Raw genomic sequence first — 19,608 nt, 5'->3', positions numbered from 1 at the left:
CATCTAAAGATTTTTGATTCTTTAATTTGGCGCTATATTTCCTTGAAAACAGTCTTATAAATGAAAAGTAATCTTAGAGCTTTTTTAATTCATTTTTTTGCTATTGCCATTTTTGTTTTTGCTGCTATTGCCTACTTTACACCAGTGTTACAAGGTAAGGTCATTTTTCAGTCAGATATTGCCCAGTATACGGGTATGGCTAAAGAGCAAACAGATTTTAAACAAAAAACAGGGGAGGAGCCTTATTGGACCAATAGTGCTTTTGGGGGGATGCCTACGTACCAATTAGGAGCACATTACCCTCATAATTTTGTGAAGCAATTAGATCTAGCTTTACGCTTTTTACCAAGACCTGCAGATTATTTATTTCTCTATCTTTTGGGTTTTTACATATTATTAAGTTGTCTAAAAGTAGATTATAGACTCGCCGTTTTGGGCGCTCTTGCTTTTGGTTTTTCTACCTATTTAATTATAATTTTAGGAGTAGGACATAACGCAAAAGCACATGCTATTGCTTATCTCCCAATGCTTTTAGGAGGGATTGTCTTAGTTTTTCAAAAAAAATATGTCTGGGGTTTTATTTTAACTGCTATAGCAATGGCATTAGAAATAAATGCCAATCATTATCAAATGACGTATTATTTTATGCTCTTGGTATTAATCCTAGGGGTTGTTTATTTAATAGATGCCATCCGAAAGAAAGATTTAAAGCACTTTTTTTCGGCAGTTGGTATGCTGCTAATTGCCGTTGTTTTAGGAATAGCAACCAATGCTACTAGCTTGATGGCCACGAAAGAATATGCTGATTGGAGTACTCGCGGTAAAAGCAGTTTAACCATAAACCCTGATGGCTCACCAAAAGAAAGCACAGGAGGCTTGAGTAAAGAGTATATTACCCAATATAGTTATGGAATTACGGAGTCCTTAAATCTTTTTGTACCTAGACTTTTTGGAGGTTCTAATTCGGAAGATTTAGGAGATAGCTCTAACACGCATGATTTTCTTGTAGAACGTAACATATCGCCTTCACAAGCATTAGAATTTAGTAAAGGAATGCCATTATATTGGGGAGATCAACCTGGTACCTCTGCTCCAGCTTATATCGGAGCAGTACTCTTCTTTTTATTTTTTCTAGGGTTATTTTTAGTAAAATCCAATATAAAATGGTGGTTGCTTGGGGGCGTTATTATGTCACTGCTACTTTCATGGGGCAAGAATTTTAGTTTCTTGACAGATTTAATGATTGATTACTTTCCATTATATGATAAGTTTAGAGCGGTTTCTTCCATTCAAGTAATTCTAGAATTATGTGTTCCTATTTTATCCATTTTAGCGTTAAACGCACTTTTAGATGGCAAGGTAGATAAAGCGAAGAAAATCACCGCACTTAAAATTAGTTTTATTATCAGTATTGGTTTAGGATTAGTACTGCTATTGAGCAAAAGTTTGTTTTACTTTGAGGGGGCTAGTGATCCGTATTTAGAGAAAAATTATGGGAATGAATTAATGACTATGATTCGCTTAGATAGAGAAGCGGTCTATACCAATGATACCTTACGTTCCTTATTGTTTGTATTTCTTGCTGCAACAGTGCTATGGTTTTTTATAACAGAAAAACTGAACAAGAATGCCTTTGTAGTGCTAATAGGCCTTTTAATTCTTTTTGATTTGGTGGGTGTTGCAAAACGGTATGTTAATGATGATGATTTTGTACGTCAACGTGCTATGATTGCTCCGTTTCCAGAAACGGACATAGATAAGCAAATTAATCAAGACGAAGGAATTTTTAGAGTTTACAATCCGGCAGAAGGTTTAAATGGAGCCAGTACTTCTTATTACCACCAATCTATAGGAGGGTATCACGCTGCGAAACCTGCAAAAATGCAAGATTTATTTGATTTTCATATTTATGCAGGCAATTTAAATGTGTTTAATATGCTTAATGTTAAGTACATTATTCAGCAAGATGAAAAAGGGAGTTTTCCTGCATTGAATCCGGATGCAAATGGCAATGCGTGGTTTATTTCTACTTTAGAAAAGGTGGACTCAAGTTCGGAAGAAATTTTAGCACTTAAAGAGCTAGATACAAAAAATAAAGCAGTCATTAATAACAATAAATTTCCTAGTTTAACAGAATTTCAGTTTAAGAAAGATTCTCTTGCGACTATAAAGTTAAACAGTTATTTACCTAATAAACTAACATATACATCTGATAATGCGAACAAAGGTTTTGCTGTATTTTCTGAAATGTATTATGAAAAGGGTTGGAATGCTTATATAGATGGTGCCTTAACACCGCATATGTGCGTTGATTATGCTTTAAGAGGATTAGTGATCCCGGCAGGAAAGCATAAGATTGTATTTAAATTTGAGCCAGAAGTGATTAAAAAAGGATCTACTATTGTTGCTGTTGGCTCAGGAATTTTAGCTTTATTAATTTTGGCAGCTATTGCATTTACTATAGTAAAGAATCGTAAAAAAGAAGAAGCCTAATGAAGAAGGTTTTAATTATCACTTACTACTGGCCACCTGCGGGCGGTCCTGGGGTACAGCGATGGTTAAAATTTGTGAAATATTTGAGAGATTTCAATATTGAGCCAATAGTTTTTATCCCAGAAAATCCTAATTACCCTATTACTGATGCGGCCTTCTTAAAAGAAGTGCCAGAAGGAATAAAAATTATACAACAACCTATTTTTGAGCCATACCAATTGGCTAGCTTCCTGTCTAGTAAGAAAACAAAAAGAATCAGTTCAGGTATTATCCAAACGAAAAATCAATCTACTTTAGAAAAAATTTTACTGTGGATTCGAGGAAATTTATTTATTCCTGATGCGCGAAAATATTGGATAAAACCTTCTGTAAAGGCTATCGCGAACATTCTACAACAAGAAAGCATTGATACCGTTATAACTACTGGTCCACCGCACAGTGTGCACCTTATTGGTTTAGGATTGAAAGAAAAACTAGGGGTTACTTGGCTTGCAGACTTTAGAGACCCATGGACCACGATAGGCTATCATAAAAAACTTAAGTTAACTGAGGGGGCTAAAAGGAAACATAAATTTTTAGAGAAGAGGGTTTTGAATGTTGCGGATCATGTTATTGTAACTAGTCCAAGTACTAAAAGCGAATTTCAGGCACTTACCCAGCAGCCAATTTCAGTAATTACTAACGGTTTTGATGAATATCATATTACTGAACAACCCTTGGATAAAGAGTTTACAATGGTGCATATAGGCTCTTTATTAACCGGTAGAAATCCTGAAAATTTATGGCGCGTCCTTTCAGAAATTATATCAGAAAACATTGCATTTAAAAAAATCTTTAAACTTAGGTTAGTCGGCGTTGTGAGTAAAGATGTCTTAGAAACGATATACGCTTATAAGTTAAGACCTTTTGTAGATTTAGTAGGGTATGTTTCTCATGATGCAGCACTACAATTGCAGAAACAGTCTCAGGTCTTGTTACTAACAGAAATTAATGCTAAGGAAACACAGGGTATTATCCCAGGTAAACTTTTTGAATATTTAGCAGCAAAGAGACCTATATTGGCAATTGGCCCAAGAAATTGGGATGTCTCTGCCATTTTGGAGGATACCAATGCAGGCAAAACATTTGAGTATACTGATGATTTGCGCTTAAAAGAATTACTTTTAGAGTGGTTTAATAACTATCAGAATTCAGGATTAGAAATTTACTCAACTAATATTGATACATATAGTAGGAGGGAACTTACTCGAAAATTAGCAGCAATTATTTAATGGGAATCGTACTAAAGCAATCTCTTAATAATACCATTATAACCTACATCGGTTTTGCTATTGGCGCCATAAACACGCTATTTTTATACACTCGTTTTCTAACCGATGAATATTACGGGTTGGTGGGGGTTATTTTATCAGCCTCTGCAGTGTTGATGCCGTTGTTGGCTTTTGGTATCCCAAATACTTTAGTGAAATATTATAGTGGCTTTAAAGACAGTACCTATAAAAATGGGTTTTTAACTCTAATGCTTATTCTGCCTTTATTCTTGATGCTTCCGCTAGCACTGGTATCCTATTTTGCTAATGATGCGATTGGTAATTTTTTGTCGGACGAAAACCCTATCGTAAAGGGCTATGTCTGGTATATTTTTATCATAGGAATGTCTATGGCTTATTTTGAGATCTTTTACGCTTGGGCAAAAGTGCAAATGAAATCTATTTTTGGAAATTTTTTGAAGGAAGTGTTTACGCGTTTAGGCGTAACTGCATTACTGGTATTGGTATACTTTGAATGGATTTCGGTGGATGTTTTTCTACTATGTTTAGTAGGCCTGTATGTTTTGAGAATGCTGCTCATGAAAATTTATGCCTACAAGCTAAGAATGCCAGTTTTGAGTTTTAAGCTTCCAACTAACACCAAAACAATTATTCAATATAGTGCTTTGATTATTTTAGGGGGCTCTGCAGCTGTAGTTTTATTGGAAGTAGATAAAGTTATGATTAATCAATTTATTAAAATTGAAAATGTAGCTTATTACAGTGTGGCAATTTTTATAGCAACAGTAATTTCAGTACCATCAAGGGCTATGCATCAGATTGTCTATCCTTTCACAGCCGAAATTCTTACCAAAAAAGATCATGGAGCATTAAACGATTTATACCAGAGAAGTGCCTTAACCTTGTTTATAATTTCAGGATTAATTTATTTATTGATCATTTTAAACCTTGAAGAGCTTTATACTTTATTATCCGATGATTATAGTAAAGGGTATCTTGTGGTTTTTTTGATAGGATTAGCAAAGGTATATGATGCAGTACTAGGGAATAATAATGCAATTTTATACAACTCAGACTACTATAAGATGCTTTTAATTTTAGGTGTTTTCTTAGCGATTATTACTATTTTATTTAATATGTGGCTGATTCCTGAATATGAATTAATAGGAGCAGCTATTGCATCATTTTCTGCAATTTTTATATACAATACGCTAAAACTTATATTCGTAAAAATCCGTTTTGGGATTCTTCCTTTTTCTACAGCGATGTTTAAAGTTCTTCTCGTACTAGGTGTTTTAGGGATCGTTTTTTATGCCATAAGCATTCCTTTTCATCCCATACTTAGTATTCTTATAAAAAGTGTAGCGATTGTAATTATTTATACCTGGATGTTATATCGGTTTAAACTATCAGAAGATGTATCGGGAATACTTGACAAGTACTTAAAAAACAAATAAACCCCGCAGTGAACGTATTCACTACGGGGTTAACAACTAACCAACCTAAAAAACTATTTTTAACTTCTTGATCTACTACTTCTAGTAGAAGTACTTGTTGACCTTGTACTTCTAGACGGAGTACTACTAAATTTTCTAGTTGAAGTACTTTTTGTACTTACACTTTTCTGTCTTGTAGGAGTACTTTTTGTGGCTCTTGAAGAGGATGAACTTCTTGAAGACACTCCGCTATTTCTAGTAGAAGTACTTGTTCTTTGTGTGCTACTTTTATTATTAGAAGGACTTCTATATGTAGTACTTCTTGTAACCGTTGTAGAACGTGGATTTTTTGTTACACTAACTTCTCTTTTAACATTAGTGGCATTTCTAGAGCTTGTATTAGATCTAGTGGCTGCATTCTTACTATTGCTTCTAGCAGGAGTTCTATAATCAGCTCTTGTATTTGATTTTCTATTAGTTGTACTAGTTCTACTTGCTACTCCTCGTGTATTACTTCTTGTCGCAGGAGTTCTGTAATTAGATCTAACAGTACTCTTAGATGATCTAGGTGAATTATAACTTCTAGAATGTGTTGTTCTTTGCGCTACTCTTCTATCATTTTTGTAGACCCTAGCTCTTTCGTTACGAACTTTATTATATCTATGCTCTCTACCTACTACTGCGTAAGTTCTACGAGTGTTGTAACGGTAAGGATTGAAATACGTATATCTTACTGGGCTATAATATCTTCTGTAAGGATTTGTATTTACTAAACAGAATCCGATAGCAGGTCTTGCAAAATAACTGTGAAAAGGACGGTAAACATATGATCTGTTGTATACGTTGATAAATCCTCTATTGTGACTGTAGTATCCTCTGTTATCATAAAAAACATACATTCCGCCTACACGAGTAACTCTGTTGTTGTTATAATTGATTACTACCTCACCAATTTCAGTTACACGTCCGTAGTAATCATAATATACAGGAACATTTTCTACTTGAATAATAGCACCGTAATCATCGTATTGTACATATGGATTGTAGTCATAACCAGAATTAAAAGTGATGTTGGTACGACCAATATTTACATTAGCATTTACGCCAGCTCTTTCATCGATATAAAAATCGAACTCACCATCAGGATAAACTGAAAACGTAATGCCATTTTCAACAAATATGAAAGAGTTAGTATTTGTATAAGCATTGCGAGGTGCAACCTTATCTTCTGTGTTAACAGCTAAGGCACTTGAGGTGCTTAAAACTAAAGCTGATAAAAGGAGTATTAAATTTCTCATGATATAAGGTTTTAATAATTCATGAAAGCAACTATTTGCGTTCGGTTAATACATTACAAACAGCGTGCCAAAAATAAAACACAACTGATTATCAGTTATTTATGTGTGTTTCAGTTATTTTGTATGAGCTATGAAATAAAAAAGGCGATGCTAAATTAATAGCATCGCCTTCATCAATTTAAAAAATGTATTTATTTATAGTCGAAAATATAAGCTTCTTTTCCATTGGTATAAAAGACTCTTTTCTCTACTTGATCAACATGATAATTAGGTTTATTATCTAAAAAGATAAATTTATCTACTTCTTCACCGGTGTTTTTACTTACTTGAGCTAGATACTTTGTACCTGAATCATCCTTAGTAAAATAGAAGGCATAATCTTTAGAGTCCGAAAAGGCATTTAATCTATTTGGATTGTAGAGCGCTTCTGAGGCCATTTGACCATAGTAACCTGCTTGATGCTGTTTTACACCTTTATTGGCTTGATTAAAACTTCCAGTTCCTGGAGGAACCACCCCTGTCAATGTTTCTGCAGCGGCAGAAGTACCGCCCATACCTGCATTATATAATCCAGATACTTGATATGCAGCACCAGCAACGGAACCCACAGCAGATAGGGTATTTAACCATTTTCTTCCAGATTCTCCTGGTTGTTCAAAATAGTTGGTTTTAATAATCGTTCCTTTTTTATCAACGATTACATATTCCCATGGGCTACTTAAGAAGTAATTATCTCCTCGCACTTCCATTAGATTAAAATCTCTGTGCTTCTTTAATTGCAATTTTTGTTTGTTATCATCAGTAAGCCCTTTGTCTGGGTTAATGATATATAAGTTCTTTCCGTCTAATACAATTAAGTTTTTTTCATTGGCATCGTAAGCAATTTTAGTGTCTTCATCTGCTGCCATTTTCCAAATAGGCTTTTTTACATCCTTTTGGTAATATGCTATTCTATATGATGTTGCAATGATACTTCCATCTTTATATTCAAACTCATCATAAGAATCATCTTCAGCTAAGTTTTCTAAAAATGAATTTCCTTGGTATTGTGGTTTTTTCCAAAGTTCTTTTCCATTGTTATCTAATTGCATTTTTCTTGAACCGTAGTATACCATATACCCTTCGGCATTTTTTTCAATATCATTTATTTTTCTTTTTTCAAAGACACGCTTCCATAAAGGTTCTCCAGAACTATAATCATATACATTCCCACCTTTTTCATGTTGAACAAACATTTTACCATCAACTTCTTCACTGAATAAAAAACCTTCGTCCAATTTTAAGGGTTTTTTCCATTTCTGTTCTCCAGTAGCAGCATCAAAAGCATATATCTTGTCTCCTAATGCCATTAATTTATTTGCATTCATTGTTATTGCAGCTCCCATCATGGATCCTAAACCTCCACTTGCAGCTTCTACGGCGTAGTAGGTGTTACCTTGAGGATTTTGGTAAATAGCTCCAATTTTTTCTTCTTCATTAAGAACTATGTCGCCCGTGTTACTATTTAAAATAATCAAATTACTACCTACCGTAAGAGCAATAGTATTGGAGTTGCTGATGCTGATATTATCAATAGTTCCTTTTTTATCTAGGTTTAGCGCTTGTTCCCATTTAGTTTTATTGGCTGATAAATCTACAAGGAAAAATTTATTCACCTCTTTATCATCGGTTTTACATTGAATTAAATAAGATTTTATTTCTGGTATTAAATTGAAAGAAGTAATACTTTTATAATTATTTTCTTTATTCAATATAATTTTTCCATCTCTTGTATCTACAAGTAATTCATCCACTATAATATAAGGTGAGTAGGGTACCATTTGGTAATTCTCTTTATCTTCTTGAAGAGCACCTCCTAAGGCGGAAAATCTATCTCCTTCAATTTCCCAAATTTTGGTTCCAGTACTCGGATCTATTCCTGCAACAGTTTTATCAGTTAAGATAATTGGTACTGCAGAAAATTCATGAAAGAATAAATCTTCAATTTTATTTTCAAATGTAATTTTTTTGTCGGCTTCTCTTTGTGCGAATAGATTAAATGAAAAAATCATAAAAGCTAAAGAAGCTAAGCATGTAGTTTTTTTACTCATTTTGAGGTAAGTTTTTTAGGTTATTTTGAAAAGTTTTAAAAAATAGTAACGAATACGGTCAACAAATATTATTGGCATTGGATTTTTTTATTGCCAGCAAATACTCTCTCTAGCCACTTCTTTGTAGACCATATTTTATATAAATTCTTATATTTTGAAATATAGTAAAAAAAAATCAGCAAATTAACATAACATTACGTTATTTAAAATGCTGATCTTTTACTAATTTATAAAGAAGTTTATAATTTATCTTTTAAATATGGAGCAGTATATGAGATTTTATTCTTTGCAATTTCTTCAGGGGTACCGGCAGCAATTAGTGCTCCTCCTTTACTACCACCTTCCAATCCTAGGTCTATTATATAGTCGGCACACTTGATTAAATCAATATTATGCTCAATAACCACAATAGAATGTCCTTTATCAATTAATGCATTAAACGATTTTAATAATTTCTTGATATCATGAAAATGAAGCCCTGTGGTAGGTTCATCAAAAATAAAGAGTGCTTTTTCTTTGGTAGTACCTTTTACTAAGAAAGAGGCTAGTTTAATTCGTTGTGCTTCTCCTCCAGATAAGGTAGATGAAGATTGCCCTAAGGTTACATACCCTAAACCAACATCTTGCAAAGGTTTTAGTTTTCTGTATATTTTTGTTTGTTGATGTTTTTCAAAGAATGCCAGAGCATCATCAATAGTCATGTTTAGGACATCATCAATATTGGCATCTTCAAATTTTACTTCAAGTACTTCTTTCTTAAAACGTTTTCCTTTACAGGTATCGCATTCTAAATGAACATCCGCCATGAATTGCATCTCTACCGTAATTTCACCCTCACCTTTACATTTTTCACAGCGGCCACCATCTACATTAAATGAAAAATGTTTTGTTTGATAATTTCTAAGTTTACTTAGTTTTTGTGCTGCATATAATGCACGGATATCATCATAAGCTTTTATATAGGTGACGGGGTTAGAGCGTGAAGACCTACCAATAGGGTTTTGATCTACGAACTCTACATGCTTTATTTCGCTGTATTTCCCTTTTACAGCGGTAAACTGTCCGGCTTTTTCACCATAGCCACCTATCTCCTTTAATATAATAGGATACAATATTTTTTTAATCAAAGTACTTTTTCCACTTCCAGATACTCCGGTAATTACGGTCAGCATGTTTAAAGGAAAAGTGACATCTATATTTTTAAGGTTATTTTCTCGGGCACCAATAATCTCTATATAGTTTTTTGAAGTTCTTCTTTTCTCTGGAACTTTTATTTCTAAAGTACCATTAAGGTAACCAGCAGTAAGCGAAGAAGAGTTTAAAATATCTTTCATAGTACCATGTGCTACAACATGGCCCCCTTGAGTTCCTGCCTCGGGACCAATATCAATAATTTCATCGGCAGCATTCATAATATCTTCATCATGTTCTACTACAATGACGGTATTGCCTAAATCTCGCAGTGATTTTAGTACATCTATTAAATTTTCTGTATCCTTAGGATGTAGTCCAATACTAGGTTCATCTAAAATGTACATAGAGCCCACTAAACTACTCCCCAAAGAGGTTGCTAGGTTTATTCGTTGACTTTCTCCTCCAGATAAGGTGTTAGATTTTCTATTAAGGGTTAAATAGGTAAGTCCTACCTTATATAAGAAGCCTAATCTACTTTTTATTTCAATTAACAAACGCGATGCAATTTTCTTATCTGTCTCATTCAATGTTATCGCATCAAAAAATGTGATTAGATCTTCAATAGGTTGTTCTACTAAATCTGAGATAGATTTGCCATCTACCTTAACATAATCTGTTTCTTTACGTAATCGTTTTCCTTTGCAGGTAGTACATCTTGTTTTACCTCGGTACCGGGATAACATCACGCGGTTCTGAATTTTATAACTCTTTTCTTCTAATGCTAAAAAGAAATCACTAATTCCTGTAAAATGTTTATTTCCGTCCCAAACCAATTGTTTTTGCTCATCGGTAAGTTGAAACCATGGCTTGTGTATCGGAAAATCGAATTTGTAAGCGCTATTTACTAATTGATCACGGTACCAACCCATACTATCACCTCTCCAAGGAAATACGGCATTTTCAAATACCGATAGCGCGGTATTCGGAACTACCAGATCTTCATCAATACCAATAACATCGCCGTAGCCTTCACAAGTAGGGCAAGCTCCATACGGGTTATTAAAACTAAATAGGTGTACATTTGGTTCTAAGAACTTCATGCCATCTAATTCAAACTTATTACTAAAAGGGGTTTGTTCGCCAGTTGTTAAGCTCTCAATAATACAATCTCCTTTGCCTTCAAAAAAAGCAGTATCAACAGCATTTGCCAATCGATTTAAAAAATCTTCATCATCTTTCGTTATAATACGGTCTACAACTAGGCTAAACTCTTTATCTATTTCTGTAATCGTATCATCAATACGAATTACTTCTCCTTTATATTTAATACGTGCATAACCTTGTTGTGAAAAAATCTGTAAAGATTTAAGAGCATCTCTATCCTCGCGTATTTTTATGGGAGCTAATAAAAGTAATTTAGTTCCTTCTGGAAATGTTTTTACAAAATTAACAACATCGGTCACGGTATGCTTTTTTACTTCTAGACCAGAAATAGGGGAGATGGTTTTTCCTATTCTTGCATAGACCAATTTTAGGTAGTCATAAATTTCGGTAGTAGTACCTACGGTAGAACGTGGGTTGGTAGAGTTTACTTTTTGCTCAATAGCAATTGCAGGAGCTATACCTTTTATATAGTCAACATTAGGCTTGTCTAATTTTCCTAGAAACTGACGAGCATACGAAGAAAGACTTTCTACATACCTACGTTGTCCCTCTGCATATAAGGTGTCAAAAGCTAGACTAGATTTACCAGAACCAGACAAACCAGTTATAACAACAAGCTTGTTTCTAGGGATAACCACATCTATATTCTTAAGATTGTGCAACTTGGCACCTTTAATAATAATATTCTCTTTAGGATTTACATCTAAAATGCTCTTCATACATGTATTTATAAAGCACAAAGATACAATTTGAGCACTTTAATACCGAGAATACACGTTTTAACATCGAAAATATTGCATATCACAACAAACTTTTTTTAAAAGTACCCATTGTCTCTACATTTGAAATGTAATTAAAAGTCACTAGCCTAGAACGCTAAATTAATTTACACACATTTTGCACATAAAAAGGTTCAGATCCTTAATAAGAGAAGAATTCTAATATTAACCAATAAAACATAAATTTGTATGGAACTACAGATTGAAGATTCAGTATTAGTAAAAAATTATATCAACGGAGAAGAAAAAGCTCTAGAGATTTTAATCAACCGCCACAACCAAAGAATTTCTAGCTTTATTTATTCTAAAGTATTAGATAGAGATATTACAGAAGATATCTTTCAAGATACTTTTATTAAAGTAATAAAAACACTTAGAAAAGGATCGTATAGTGAAGAAGGTAAATTTTTACCATGGGTAATGCGTATTGCACATAACCTAGTTATAGATCATTTTAGAAAGAACAAAAGAATGCCTAAGTTTGAAGGTAGCGATGATTTCAACATCTTTTCTGTTATCGGTGATGATCAATTAAATGCAGAAAAGCAATTAATTAAAGATCAAATAGACAGTGACTTAAATATATTGATTGAGGAATTGCCAGATGACCAAAAAGAAGTTTTAATGATGCGTATCTATAAGGATATGAGCTTCAAAGAAATTTCAGAAAACACGGGAGTTAGCATTAATACCGCATTAGGGAGAATGCGTTATGCATTAATCAACCTTAGAAAAGTAATAGACAAGAATAATATTGTCTTAACCAATTAAGTAGTCTTCAACATAATTAAACAATAATTCCATTTAAGTAGCGTTATCTTATCATAATAATACTGTGAAAATGGGAAAAATATATTCTGAAAATCAAAATGTTAGTAAGCCTAGAAAGGCTTGTCCAGCAACTGTACAGTTCCTGATTAATTATTCAAAATCATTAGATATCATTACCTATAATAATATTCAATTTGAAAATAATCTAAATTAAAAAGAGCCGCAATTAGCGGCTCTTTTTAATTTACAGCCTTTTTTTTCTTCATTTTCTCCCCACTTCATTTAGGCAACTGCCTGGCATTTGTAATTACTGATGGCTTTTCCATTCGTTTAAAAAAATTGCATCTTTTTTATTTAAACATGATTTTTTCCTTCGGTCTCATTTATTTTTATATATTCGTTTGTATATAAGTGAGTTATTGATGAACTACAAGGTTTAAATGGGTCATTTATGTAAGAATAGAAGAGGAGGAATGCGCTTGTATTTTAGATTTTTTTTAAGAAATACATCTAAAACACCAAGTATGATCGTACTTATATGGCAGAAATAAATACTATGAGCAGTTCAATGCGCACAATACACGTTTTAACATCGAAAATATTGCATATCACAACAAACTTTTTTTAAAAGATACCTTTATCTCTATATTTGATATGTTATTAAAAATCAACCGCCTATAAAGCAAAATTACTTTTTTAAACATTTTAGCACACAAAACGAAAGTTCACTTCTTGAAAAGGAGGTGGGTCCCTAATTTTAACCAATAAAAAAGTAATTTGTATGGAACTACAGATTGATGACTCAGTATTAGTAAAAAATTACATCAACGGAGAAGAGAAAGCTTTAGAGATTTTAATTAATCGCCACAACCAAAGAATTTCTAGCTTCATTTATTCTAAAGTATTGAATAGAGATGTTACAGAAGATATTTTCCAAGATACTTTTATTAAAGTAATAAAAACACTTAGAAAAGGATCGTATAGTGAAGAAGGTAAGTTTTTACCTTGGGTAATGCGAATTGCACACAACCTAGTTATTGATCATTTCAGAAAGAACAAAAGAATGCCAATGTTTGAAGGCAGTGATGATTTTAATATCTTTTCTGTTATTGGTGATGATCAATTAAATATTGAAAAACAATTGATTAAAGATCAAATAGACAATGACTTAAATATCTTGATTGAGGAATTGCCAGAAGATCAAAAAGAAGTTTTAATGATGCGTATCTATAAGGATATGAGTTTCAAAGAAATTTCAGAGAATACAGGAGTAAGCATTAATACGGCTTTAGGAAGAATGCGTTATGCATTAATTAACCTAAGAAAGGTTATTGATCAAAACAATATCGTTTTAACGAATTAATAAGCCTTACAGCGAAACAAACAATATTTCCTTTTTGGTAGCGTTATCTTAACATAACAATACTAAACATATGGAAAAAATCTACTCTGAGAATCAAAATACGTGCAAGCTTGCAAAGGCTTGTCCAGAAACTATTCAGTTCCTGATGAGTTATTCCAAGTCTTTGGATATTATTACATATGATAATATTAAGTTCGAGAATAACTTAAATTAAAATTTAAAAGAGCCGCAATTAGCGGCTCTTTTTAGTTTTATAATAGGCCTCTAAAACTGATTTTCTACCTATAGTTTTGGTTATAATATCTTTTTCTAAATCCCATCCTCTCGCAGGTGAATATTCACGGCCATACCAGATAATTTGTAAATGTAAATCGTTCCAAATCTCTTTTGGAAATAATCTTTTGGCATCTTTTTCTGTTTGTACCACGTTTTTTCCATTCGTAAATCCCCATCGATACATTAACCTGTGAATATGTGTATCTACAGGGAAAGCAGGAATACCAAAAGCTTGTGATACCACAACACTAGCCGTTTTATGACCCACGGCAGGGAACTCTTCTAATAATTCTAATTCTTGGGGAACGATACCATCGTATTTGTCTACCAGCATTTGTGATAATCCGTGAATGCCTTTAGCTTTCATAGGAGATAAACCAACAGGGCGAATAATAGCACGAATCTCCTCAACCGTAAGCTTAATCATATCGTAAGGATTATCTGCCTTAGCAAAGAGTAACGGAGTAATCTGGTTGACTCTAACATCGGTGCTCTGTGCAGACATCAATACTGCTATTAATAAGGTGTACGGATCCTTATGATCTAATGGAACAGGGATTGTAGGGTATAATTCTTTTAGTTTTTGAATAGTGAACGCTATTTTTTCTGCTTTTGTCATTAAAAAATTTTATAAATCAATATATAAAAGGAATCGCTAATAGGTGGTGCCAAAAAATGTAATTTGTATTTTTACAAAGAACGAATTTAATTAAAAAAAAGCTATGCAAACTTTAAAAATAGGAGATATGGTTCCTTCATTTTCTGTAAATGATCAAGATGGGAATACTATTAATTTATCGGATTACTTAGGAAAAAAATTAATTGTATTTTTTTACCCAAAGGCTAGTACTCCCGGATGTACTGCTGAAGCGTGTAATTTACGCGATAATTATGCAGCATTACAATCACAGGGTTATGAACTATTAGGGGTAAGTGCAGACTCAGAAAAAAGACAAGCAAATTTTAAAAATAAATATGAATTCCCTTTTCCATTATTAGCAGATGAAGACCATACGGTTATTAATGCTTTTGGTGTTTGGGGGCCAAAAAAGTTTATGGGTAAAACCTATGATGGTATTCATAGAATGACATTTGTCGTTGATGAAAAAGGAGTAGTGTCTAATGTGATTGAAAAAGTAAAAACTAAAGATCATGCGGCGCAGTTATTAGCTTAATAAAAAAGCCCTAAATCATTTGATTTAGGGCTTTTTTATTATTTTGTTTCATCTGTGCTACCAGCATCAATTTGCTTTCGCTTAAACAAACTTCTATTCTTTATGATCTCAGCGATACCTTCTGGTAAAACATCTTCCCATCCTTCATCGTTATTAATAATTTTCTTTAAGACATCTCTAGAAAATATATGTAATACATCAGGATCATAATCAATAATATCCATCACTTTACCATTGTATTTAAAGAATTTGTACAATTCTTTCATACGTGGGTGTACTTTAACATTATTACTGGTCATTATTTGCCCAGTTTCTTCATTCTTCATAGGGTACAAATACACCTTTAAATCTTTAAAGAACAATTTTCCAAAAGCTTCTAAAATGCCACCACTTAAATGACGGTAATATTTTTCATCAAAAATATCAACTAGGTTATTTACCCCCATAGTTAATCCAATCTTCGACTTCGTATAATTATTAAAGTATTCTACTAACTTAAAGTACTCTTGAAACTTAGAGATCATTACCGTATGGCCTAATGAACATAAGAGTTCAGCTCGGTCCATAAAATCCTGTTCATCTATTTCTCCAGATGCTTTTAGGTTAGATAAGGTAATTTCAAAAATTACAATAGTATTCTCCTCTTCTACGCTAGTCTCTCTGATAAAGATATCATGAGATTTTTCTAACATATCCATATTTACTTTTGTTACAGGTCTAAAACTACCCCGTAACGCAAGAATATTCTTTTTATATAAAACTGCAGCAGGCAATAAATTATTGCCATCAGGACCGAACATAACAGCATCGGTCATGTTGTTTTTAATAAGCTGTAAACTCATTAAACGGTTATCTACATTTTTAAAGTTAGGTCCAGAAAAGTTAATCATATCAACTTCTAAGGTATCCTTATCCAGATGATCGTATAAATATTTAAGAATTTTACGCGGCTGGTCATGCTTGTAAAAGGCACCATAAATAAGGTTTACACCTAAGATACCTAAAGTTTCTTGCTGTAAACGAGCTTCATTTTGCTTAAACCGTACATGTATGATGATTTCATCATATTCTTTTTGAGTTGGGTCTAATTGGTACCTAATCCCTAGCCACCCATGACCTTTATATCTTTTAGAGAAGTCTATCGTTGCTACGGTATTTGCATAAGAGAAAAATAAACGCTCGGGGTGTTTTTTTCTACTAATACGATCTTCCATGTTCATCATCTCGTGAGTCAACATTTTTTTCAATCGCGATTGCGTAACGTAACGGCCGTCTTCTTCTATGCCATAAATAGCATCACTAAAATCTTTGTCATAAGCACTCATTGCTTTTGCAATAGTACCAGAGGCACCACCAGATCTAAAAAAATGCCCGGAGGTTTCTTGGCCAGCACCAATTTCTGAAAATGTTCCGTAAATATCTGGATTCAGATTTATACGAAGCGTTTTAGATTTTATCGAGGGGATATTTTCAAATCCAGTATCCTTTCTTAAAACAGAAGTCATGTAATTTATTTGTTTGCAACAAAGTTAACAAGATTGGGCAATCTAATAAATAAATAAGTTATAAATTTGGATAAAATAGACAATCAGGTGACAATTACATTTTTAGGAACTGGAACTTCTCAAGGAATCCCTGTAATTGGGAGCACACATCCGGTTTGTATGAGTGAAAACCAAAAGGATAAAAGACTACGAGTTTCTGTTCTAGTCTCTTGGGATAATTTTAATTATGTGATTGATTGCGGTCCAGATTTTAGGCAACAGATGCTTAAAAACCCTATTTCGCAATTGGATGGTATCCTATTTACCCATGAGCACTCAGACCATACCGCAGGAATAGATGATATTAGACCTTTCTTTTTTAGGCAGGGTGATATACCTATTTATGCCCATGAACGTGTTATCAAATCACTAAAAATAAGATTTGATTATATTTTTGCCAATGAAAATAGATACCCAGGAGCTCCAGCCGTAGAAATTAAAGAGGTGAAAAATGGGAGTACTTTTAAAATTGGGAATTTAAATGCTGTTCCTATAAATCTTAAACATAATAGATTACAGGTTTTTGGATATCGATTACGAGACTTTGCTTATTTAACGGATATAAAAACGATAGAGGAGCAGGAAGTTAAGAAGTTAAACGGACTCAAAGTTTTAGTCGTAAGTGCGTTGCGTATAGAATCTCATCATTCCCATTTTAATTTAGAGGAAGCTCTAGCGTTTATTTCTAAAGTGAAACCAGAGAAAGCGTACCTCACCCATGTGAGTCATCTTTTAGGTTTTCATGATGAAGTGCAAAAATCATTGCCCAAAAATGTATATTTGGCTTACGATAATTTAAAAATTACCATATAACTTTATAAAATCAACCAAATGAAAAGTAGAATTTTTCTATACCTATTTCTTTTTGCATCATTAATAGCTCTTTACCTTTTTGTAAGCAGTGGTACATTGAGTAAGGATAAAGACGCTAGGATAGAAAGCTTAAGTGCGCAAACCGACAAATTAAATGATTCTATTAGAGATTTACATTTGAAATTTCTTGAAATGGAGTATTTTTCTTTGGATAATAATGATGATGCTTTTGCATACTACCAGCATTTGAATTTAAAAAATCCTACCGGGTACATTACGGATAAGTTATTAGAAACTAACGAAAGTAAAGGTGATAATCCATTAGTACCTTATGAAGGTATGGAGGGTAATTTTAAAATTAATAAAATTAAAGTATTAAACCATAAATGGATTGTAGCAGATTTTTCTGATGGACATTACTGGGGAGATCTTATTATAAAATATGAATTGAAAGATGATTTAGGCGTAGATTTTTCACTGCTAGATCATTTGCTCTATGCTAGGAGTAATGAATAGATATAAAAAAAGCTTCTATAGGATATAGAAGCTTTTTTTATTTAATTTTCTGACAACCATTTTTTGAAAGAATAGAAATTTTGAGTTGCCACTCCATGGCCCACAGGAAATTCTTCGTAGGTATTTAAAATACCTAAATGATCTAGGAATTTAGGAGCTTTAGCAGCCCAGTCTACAGGAATAACTTGATCTACAGAGCCATGAGAAGCGTAAATCTTCAAGGCAGAAAAATCATTGTTCGTATAGTCGTCTTTTAGTATATTTTCATTGATATAACCGCTTAACGCAATTACACGCTTTACTTTTTCAGGATATGATAAGGCTACAGCATAACTTAATATAGTACCTTGGCTAAAGCCTAGAAGGGTCACATTATTTTGATCTATGGAATAAGCCTCACAAGCTTCTGTTATAAAGTTCGCAATTTTATCTCTAGATTCAATAGCTTGTACATCATCACTCCATTTGCCTTTTTCTGCATCAAAATTGATGGCATACCAAGCATTTCCATAAGGTTCTAATGTATAAGGGGCGCGTACAGAGATTACAAAATATTCTTCTGGTAATTCTGCAGCAAAAGAAAATAAGTCTTCTTCGTTACTTCCATAACCATGAAGCATAAAAAGAACGGGAGCATTCTTTTCTAGTGAAGACGGGCGAATTATATGTTCTAGTGATAAGGATTTTGTTTGCATAGGGGTGCTAATGTATATCTTATAATTATTTAATGAATGTAAACCACTTTTGGTAAAGCGGACCAACAATTGGCATTTCTTGTTTCTTACCAGTTAGTGCTCCTGTAAAGCCATAGCCCCATAAAACCACGTAGAATATATATAAGCCATAAAAAGCATAGGCACCGCCCCATAAATTAATTAAAATAGCAAAGGCTATAAAGGTGAGGTGTAAACCAAAGGCTTGTCTTGTTTGGTATCTAGCAAAATCATGCTGTGGTTCATTGTTCATGCTAGCAGCTATAATGGCACCTACAATAGTAAAGTAAGATACAATAGCTATAGTTTTTCCTGGTATTTCTTTCATGCTTCAAATTTACAGCTAGTAAAAGTAATGGGCAAAAAAAAATAGGCTCCAAAAGGAAGCCTATTTTTAAATATATTTTTTGAAAAGAATTATCCTCCAATTGTTCCAATCACAGGAACAGGTTCTGCCTTCAGGCTATTTGCATTCATAGCTCCTAGGACAGCTAAGATCCACGGAACATAGCTTAAATAACTCAATGCACTAATACCGGTAATCATAATTAAAACAAATACCGCTATTGATATTACTAATGATAATATCCAAATGCGTACAGCTTGACCGATATGAAAACTTACAAACTCATTCTTTTTATCTCCTTGGTTTGAAAAATAAGCAATTATTGTTCCGATTAAGGTTACATAGCTTATGATAGCCATTGTTTTTCCTGCTTCTTTCGTGGTTTGATCCATAATTTTTTGTTGGTATTTATTGTTTGTTTGTATT

17 protein-coding genes are annotated in these 19,608 nt (G+C 33.1%); 9 read left to right on the top strand and 8 right to left on the bottom strand.

Going from position 1 to position 19,608, the window contains the following annotated elements:
- Positions 1–60 precede the first annotated feature (60 nt).
- The 3 genes from BLQ19_RS14650 to BLQ19_RS14640 are packed head-to-tail and all read left to right on the top strand — an operon-like array spanning position 61 to position 5,221.
- Positions 61–2,493 carry a YfhO family protein gene (locus BLQ19_RS14650; protein ID WP_074538847.1) on the top strand — a complete coding sequence of 811 codons (2,433 nt, stop codon included), beginning with the start codon at positions 61–63 and terminating at the stop codon, positions 2,491–2,493.
- A complete protein-coding gene (locus BLQ19_RS14645; protein WP_074538846.1) occupies positions 2,493–3,764 on the top strand; it encodes a glycosyltransferase family 4 protein in 1,272 nt (423 codons plus the stop codon). Before BLQ19_RS14650 ends, BLQ19_RS14645 begins: the two co-directional genes overlap by 1 nt.
- Positions 3,764–5,221 carry an oligosaccharide flippase family protein gene (locus BLQ19_RS14640; RefSeq protein ID WP_074538845.1) on the top strand — a complete coding sequence of 486 codons (1,458 nt, stop codon included), beginning with the start codon at positions 3,764–3,766 and terminating at the stop codon, positions 5,219–5,221. The genes BLQ19_RS14645 and BLQ19_RS14640 overlap by 1 nt, the downstream gene beginning before the upstream one ends.
- Positions 5,222–5,280: 59 nt before the next feature.
- On the opposite strand, the gene BLQ19_RS14635 is transcribed toward BLQ19_RS14640, so the two are convergent.
- The 3 genes from BLQ19_RS14635 to uvrA form a co-directional block, all read right to left on the bottom strand.
- Positions 5,281–6,498 carry a hypothetical protein gene (locus tag BLQ19_RS14635; protein WP_074538844.1) on the bottom strand — a complete coding sequence of 406 codons (1,218 nt, stop codon included), beginning with the start codon at positions 6,496–6,498 and terminating at the stop codon, positions 5,281–5,283.
- A 191-nt stretch (positions 6,499–6,689) separates the two neighbouring features.
- The gene (locus BLQ19_RS14630) at positions 6,690–8,588 is read right to left on the bottom strand and encodes an outer membrane protein assembly factor BamB family protein (protein ID WP_074538843.1); all 1,899 of its coding nucleotides are present in this window, start codon (positions 8,586–8,588) and stop codon (positions 6,690–6,692) included.
- Positions 8,589–8,827: 239 nt separating this feature from the next.
- Positions 8,828–11,605, bottom strand: coding sequence for an excinuclease ABC subunit UvrA (gene uvrA / locus BLQ19_RS14625; RefSeq protein WP_074538842.1), 2,778 nt, complete (start codon positions 11,603–11,605; stop codon positions 8,828–8,830).
- A gap of 249 nt (positions 11,606–11,854) precedes the next feature.
- Between uvrA and BLQ19_RS14620 the strand changes: the two genes are divergently transcribed.
- From BLQ19_RS14620 to BLQ19_RS21330, 3 genes are all read left to right on the top strand, one after another.
- The gene (locus BLQ19_RS14620; RefSeq protein WP_024480629.1) at positions 11,855–12,436 is read left to right on the top strand and encodes an RNA polymerase sigma factor; all 582 of its coding nucleotides are present in this window, start codon (positions 11,855–11,857) and stop codon (positions 12,434–12,436) included.
- A 781-nt stretch (positions 12,437–13,217) separates the two neighbouring features.
- Entirely contained in the window at positions 13,218–13,799 is a 582-nt protein-coding gene (locus BLQ19_RS14615) for an RNA polymerase sigma factor (RefSeq protein WP_024480630.1), read from the top strand.
- Between the two features lie 70 nt (positions 13,800–13,869).
- Entirely contained in the window at positions 13,870–14,013 is a 144-nt protein-coding gene (locus BLQ19_RS21330; RefSeq protein WP_173399764.1) for a hypothetical protein, read from the top strand.
- Positions 14,014–14,031: 18 nt separating this feature from the next.
- On the opposite strand, the gene BLQ19_RS14610 is transcribed toward BLQ19_RS21330, so the two are convergent.
- The gene (locus tag BLQ19_RS14610) at positions 14,032–14,694 is read right to left on the bottom strand and encodes an endonuclease III domain-containing protein (RefSeq protein ID WP_024480631.1); all 663 of its coding nucleotides are present in this window, start codon (positions 14,692–14,694) and stop codon (positions 14,032–14,034) included.
- Positions 14,695–14,797: 103 nt separating this feature from the next.
- On the opposite strand from BLQ19_RS14610, the gene bcp reads away from it, so the two are divergent.
- Positions 14,798–15,250 carry a thioredoxin-dependent thiol peroxidase gene (gene bcp / locus BLQ19_RS14605; RefSeq protein ID WP_074538841.1) on the top strand — a complete coding sequence of 151 codons (453 nt, stop codon included), beginning with the start codon at positions 14,798–14,800 and terminating at the stop codon, positions 15,248–15,250.
- 38 nt (positions 15,251–15,288) lie between these two features.
- On the opposite strand, the gene BLQ19_RS14600 is transcribed toward bcp, so the two are convergent.
- Positions 15,289–16,755 (bottom strand): nicotinate-nucleotide adenylyltransferase, encoded by a 1,467-nt coding sequence (locus tag BLQ19_RS14600; RefSeq protein ID WP_024480633.1) that lies wholly within the window; start codon positions 16,753–16,755, stop codon positions 15,289–15,291.
- Between the two features lie 87 nt (positions 16,756–16,842).
- Here BLQ19_RS14600 and BLQ19_RS14595 point away from each other — a divergent pair, with 87 nt between their 5' ends.
- Entirely contained in the window at positions 16,843–17,607 is a 765-nt protein-coding gene (locus tag BLQ19_RS14595) for an MBL fold metallo-hydrolase (protein ID WP_024480634.1), read from the top strand.
- A gap of 18 nt (positions 17,608–17,625) precedes the next feature.
- Positions 17,626–18,123: a hydrolase gene (locus BLQ19_RS14590; RefSeq protein ID WP_074538840.1), complete on the top strand. Its 498-nt coding sequence runs from the start codon at positions 17,626–17,628 to the stop codon at positions 18,121–18,123.
- Between the two features lie 41 nt (positions 18,124–18,164).
- Here the strand turns inward: BLQ19_RS14590 and BLQ19_RS14585 are convergent, their stop codons facing one another.
- From BLQ19_RS14585 to BLQ19_RS14575, 3 genes are all read right to left on the bottom strand, one after another.
- Positions 18,165–18,818: an alpha/beta hydrolase gene (locus tag BLQ19_RS14585; protein WP_074538839.1), complete on the bottom strand. Its 654-nt coding sequence runs from the start codon at positions 18,816–18,818 to the stop codon at positions 18,165–18,167.
- 25 nt (positions 18,819–18,843) lie between these two features.
- Positions 18,844–19,164 (bottom strand): hypothetical protein, encoded by a 321-nt coding sequence (locus BLQ19_RS14580; protein ID WP_024480637.1) that lies wholly within the window; start codon positions 19,162–19,164, stop codon positions 18,844–18,846.
- Positions 19,165–19,253: 89 nt separating this feature from the next.
- Positions 19,254–19,574 carry a hypothetical protein gene (locus BLQ19_RS14575; RefSeq protein ID WP_074538838.1) on the bottom strand — a complete coding sequence of 107 codons (321 nt, stop codon included), beginning with the start codon at positions 19,572–19,574 and terminating at the stop codon, positions 19,254–19,256.
- Between the last annotated feature and the right edge of the window lie 34 nt (positions 19,575–19,608).

This window comes from Cellulophaga baltica (assembly GCF_900102165.1).
Taxonomy (GTDB): domain Bacteria; phylum Bacteroidota; class Bacteroidia; order Flavobacteriales; family Flavobacteriaceae; genus Cellulophaga; species Cellulophaga baltica.
The sequence above is the reverse complement of the archived record's forward strand: the minus strand, read 5'-3'. Positions and strand labels throughout refer to the sequence as shown.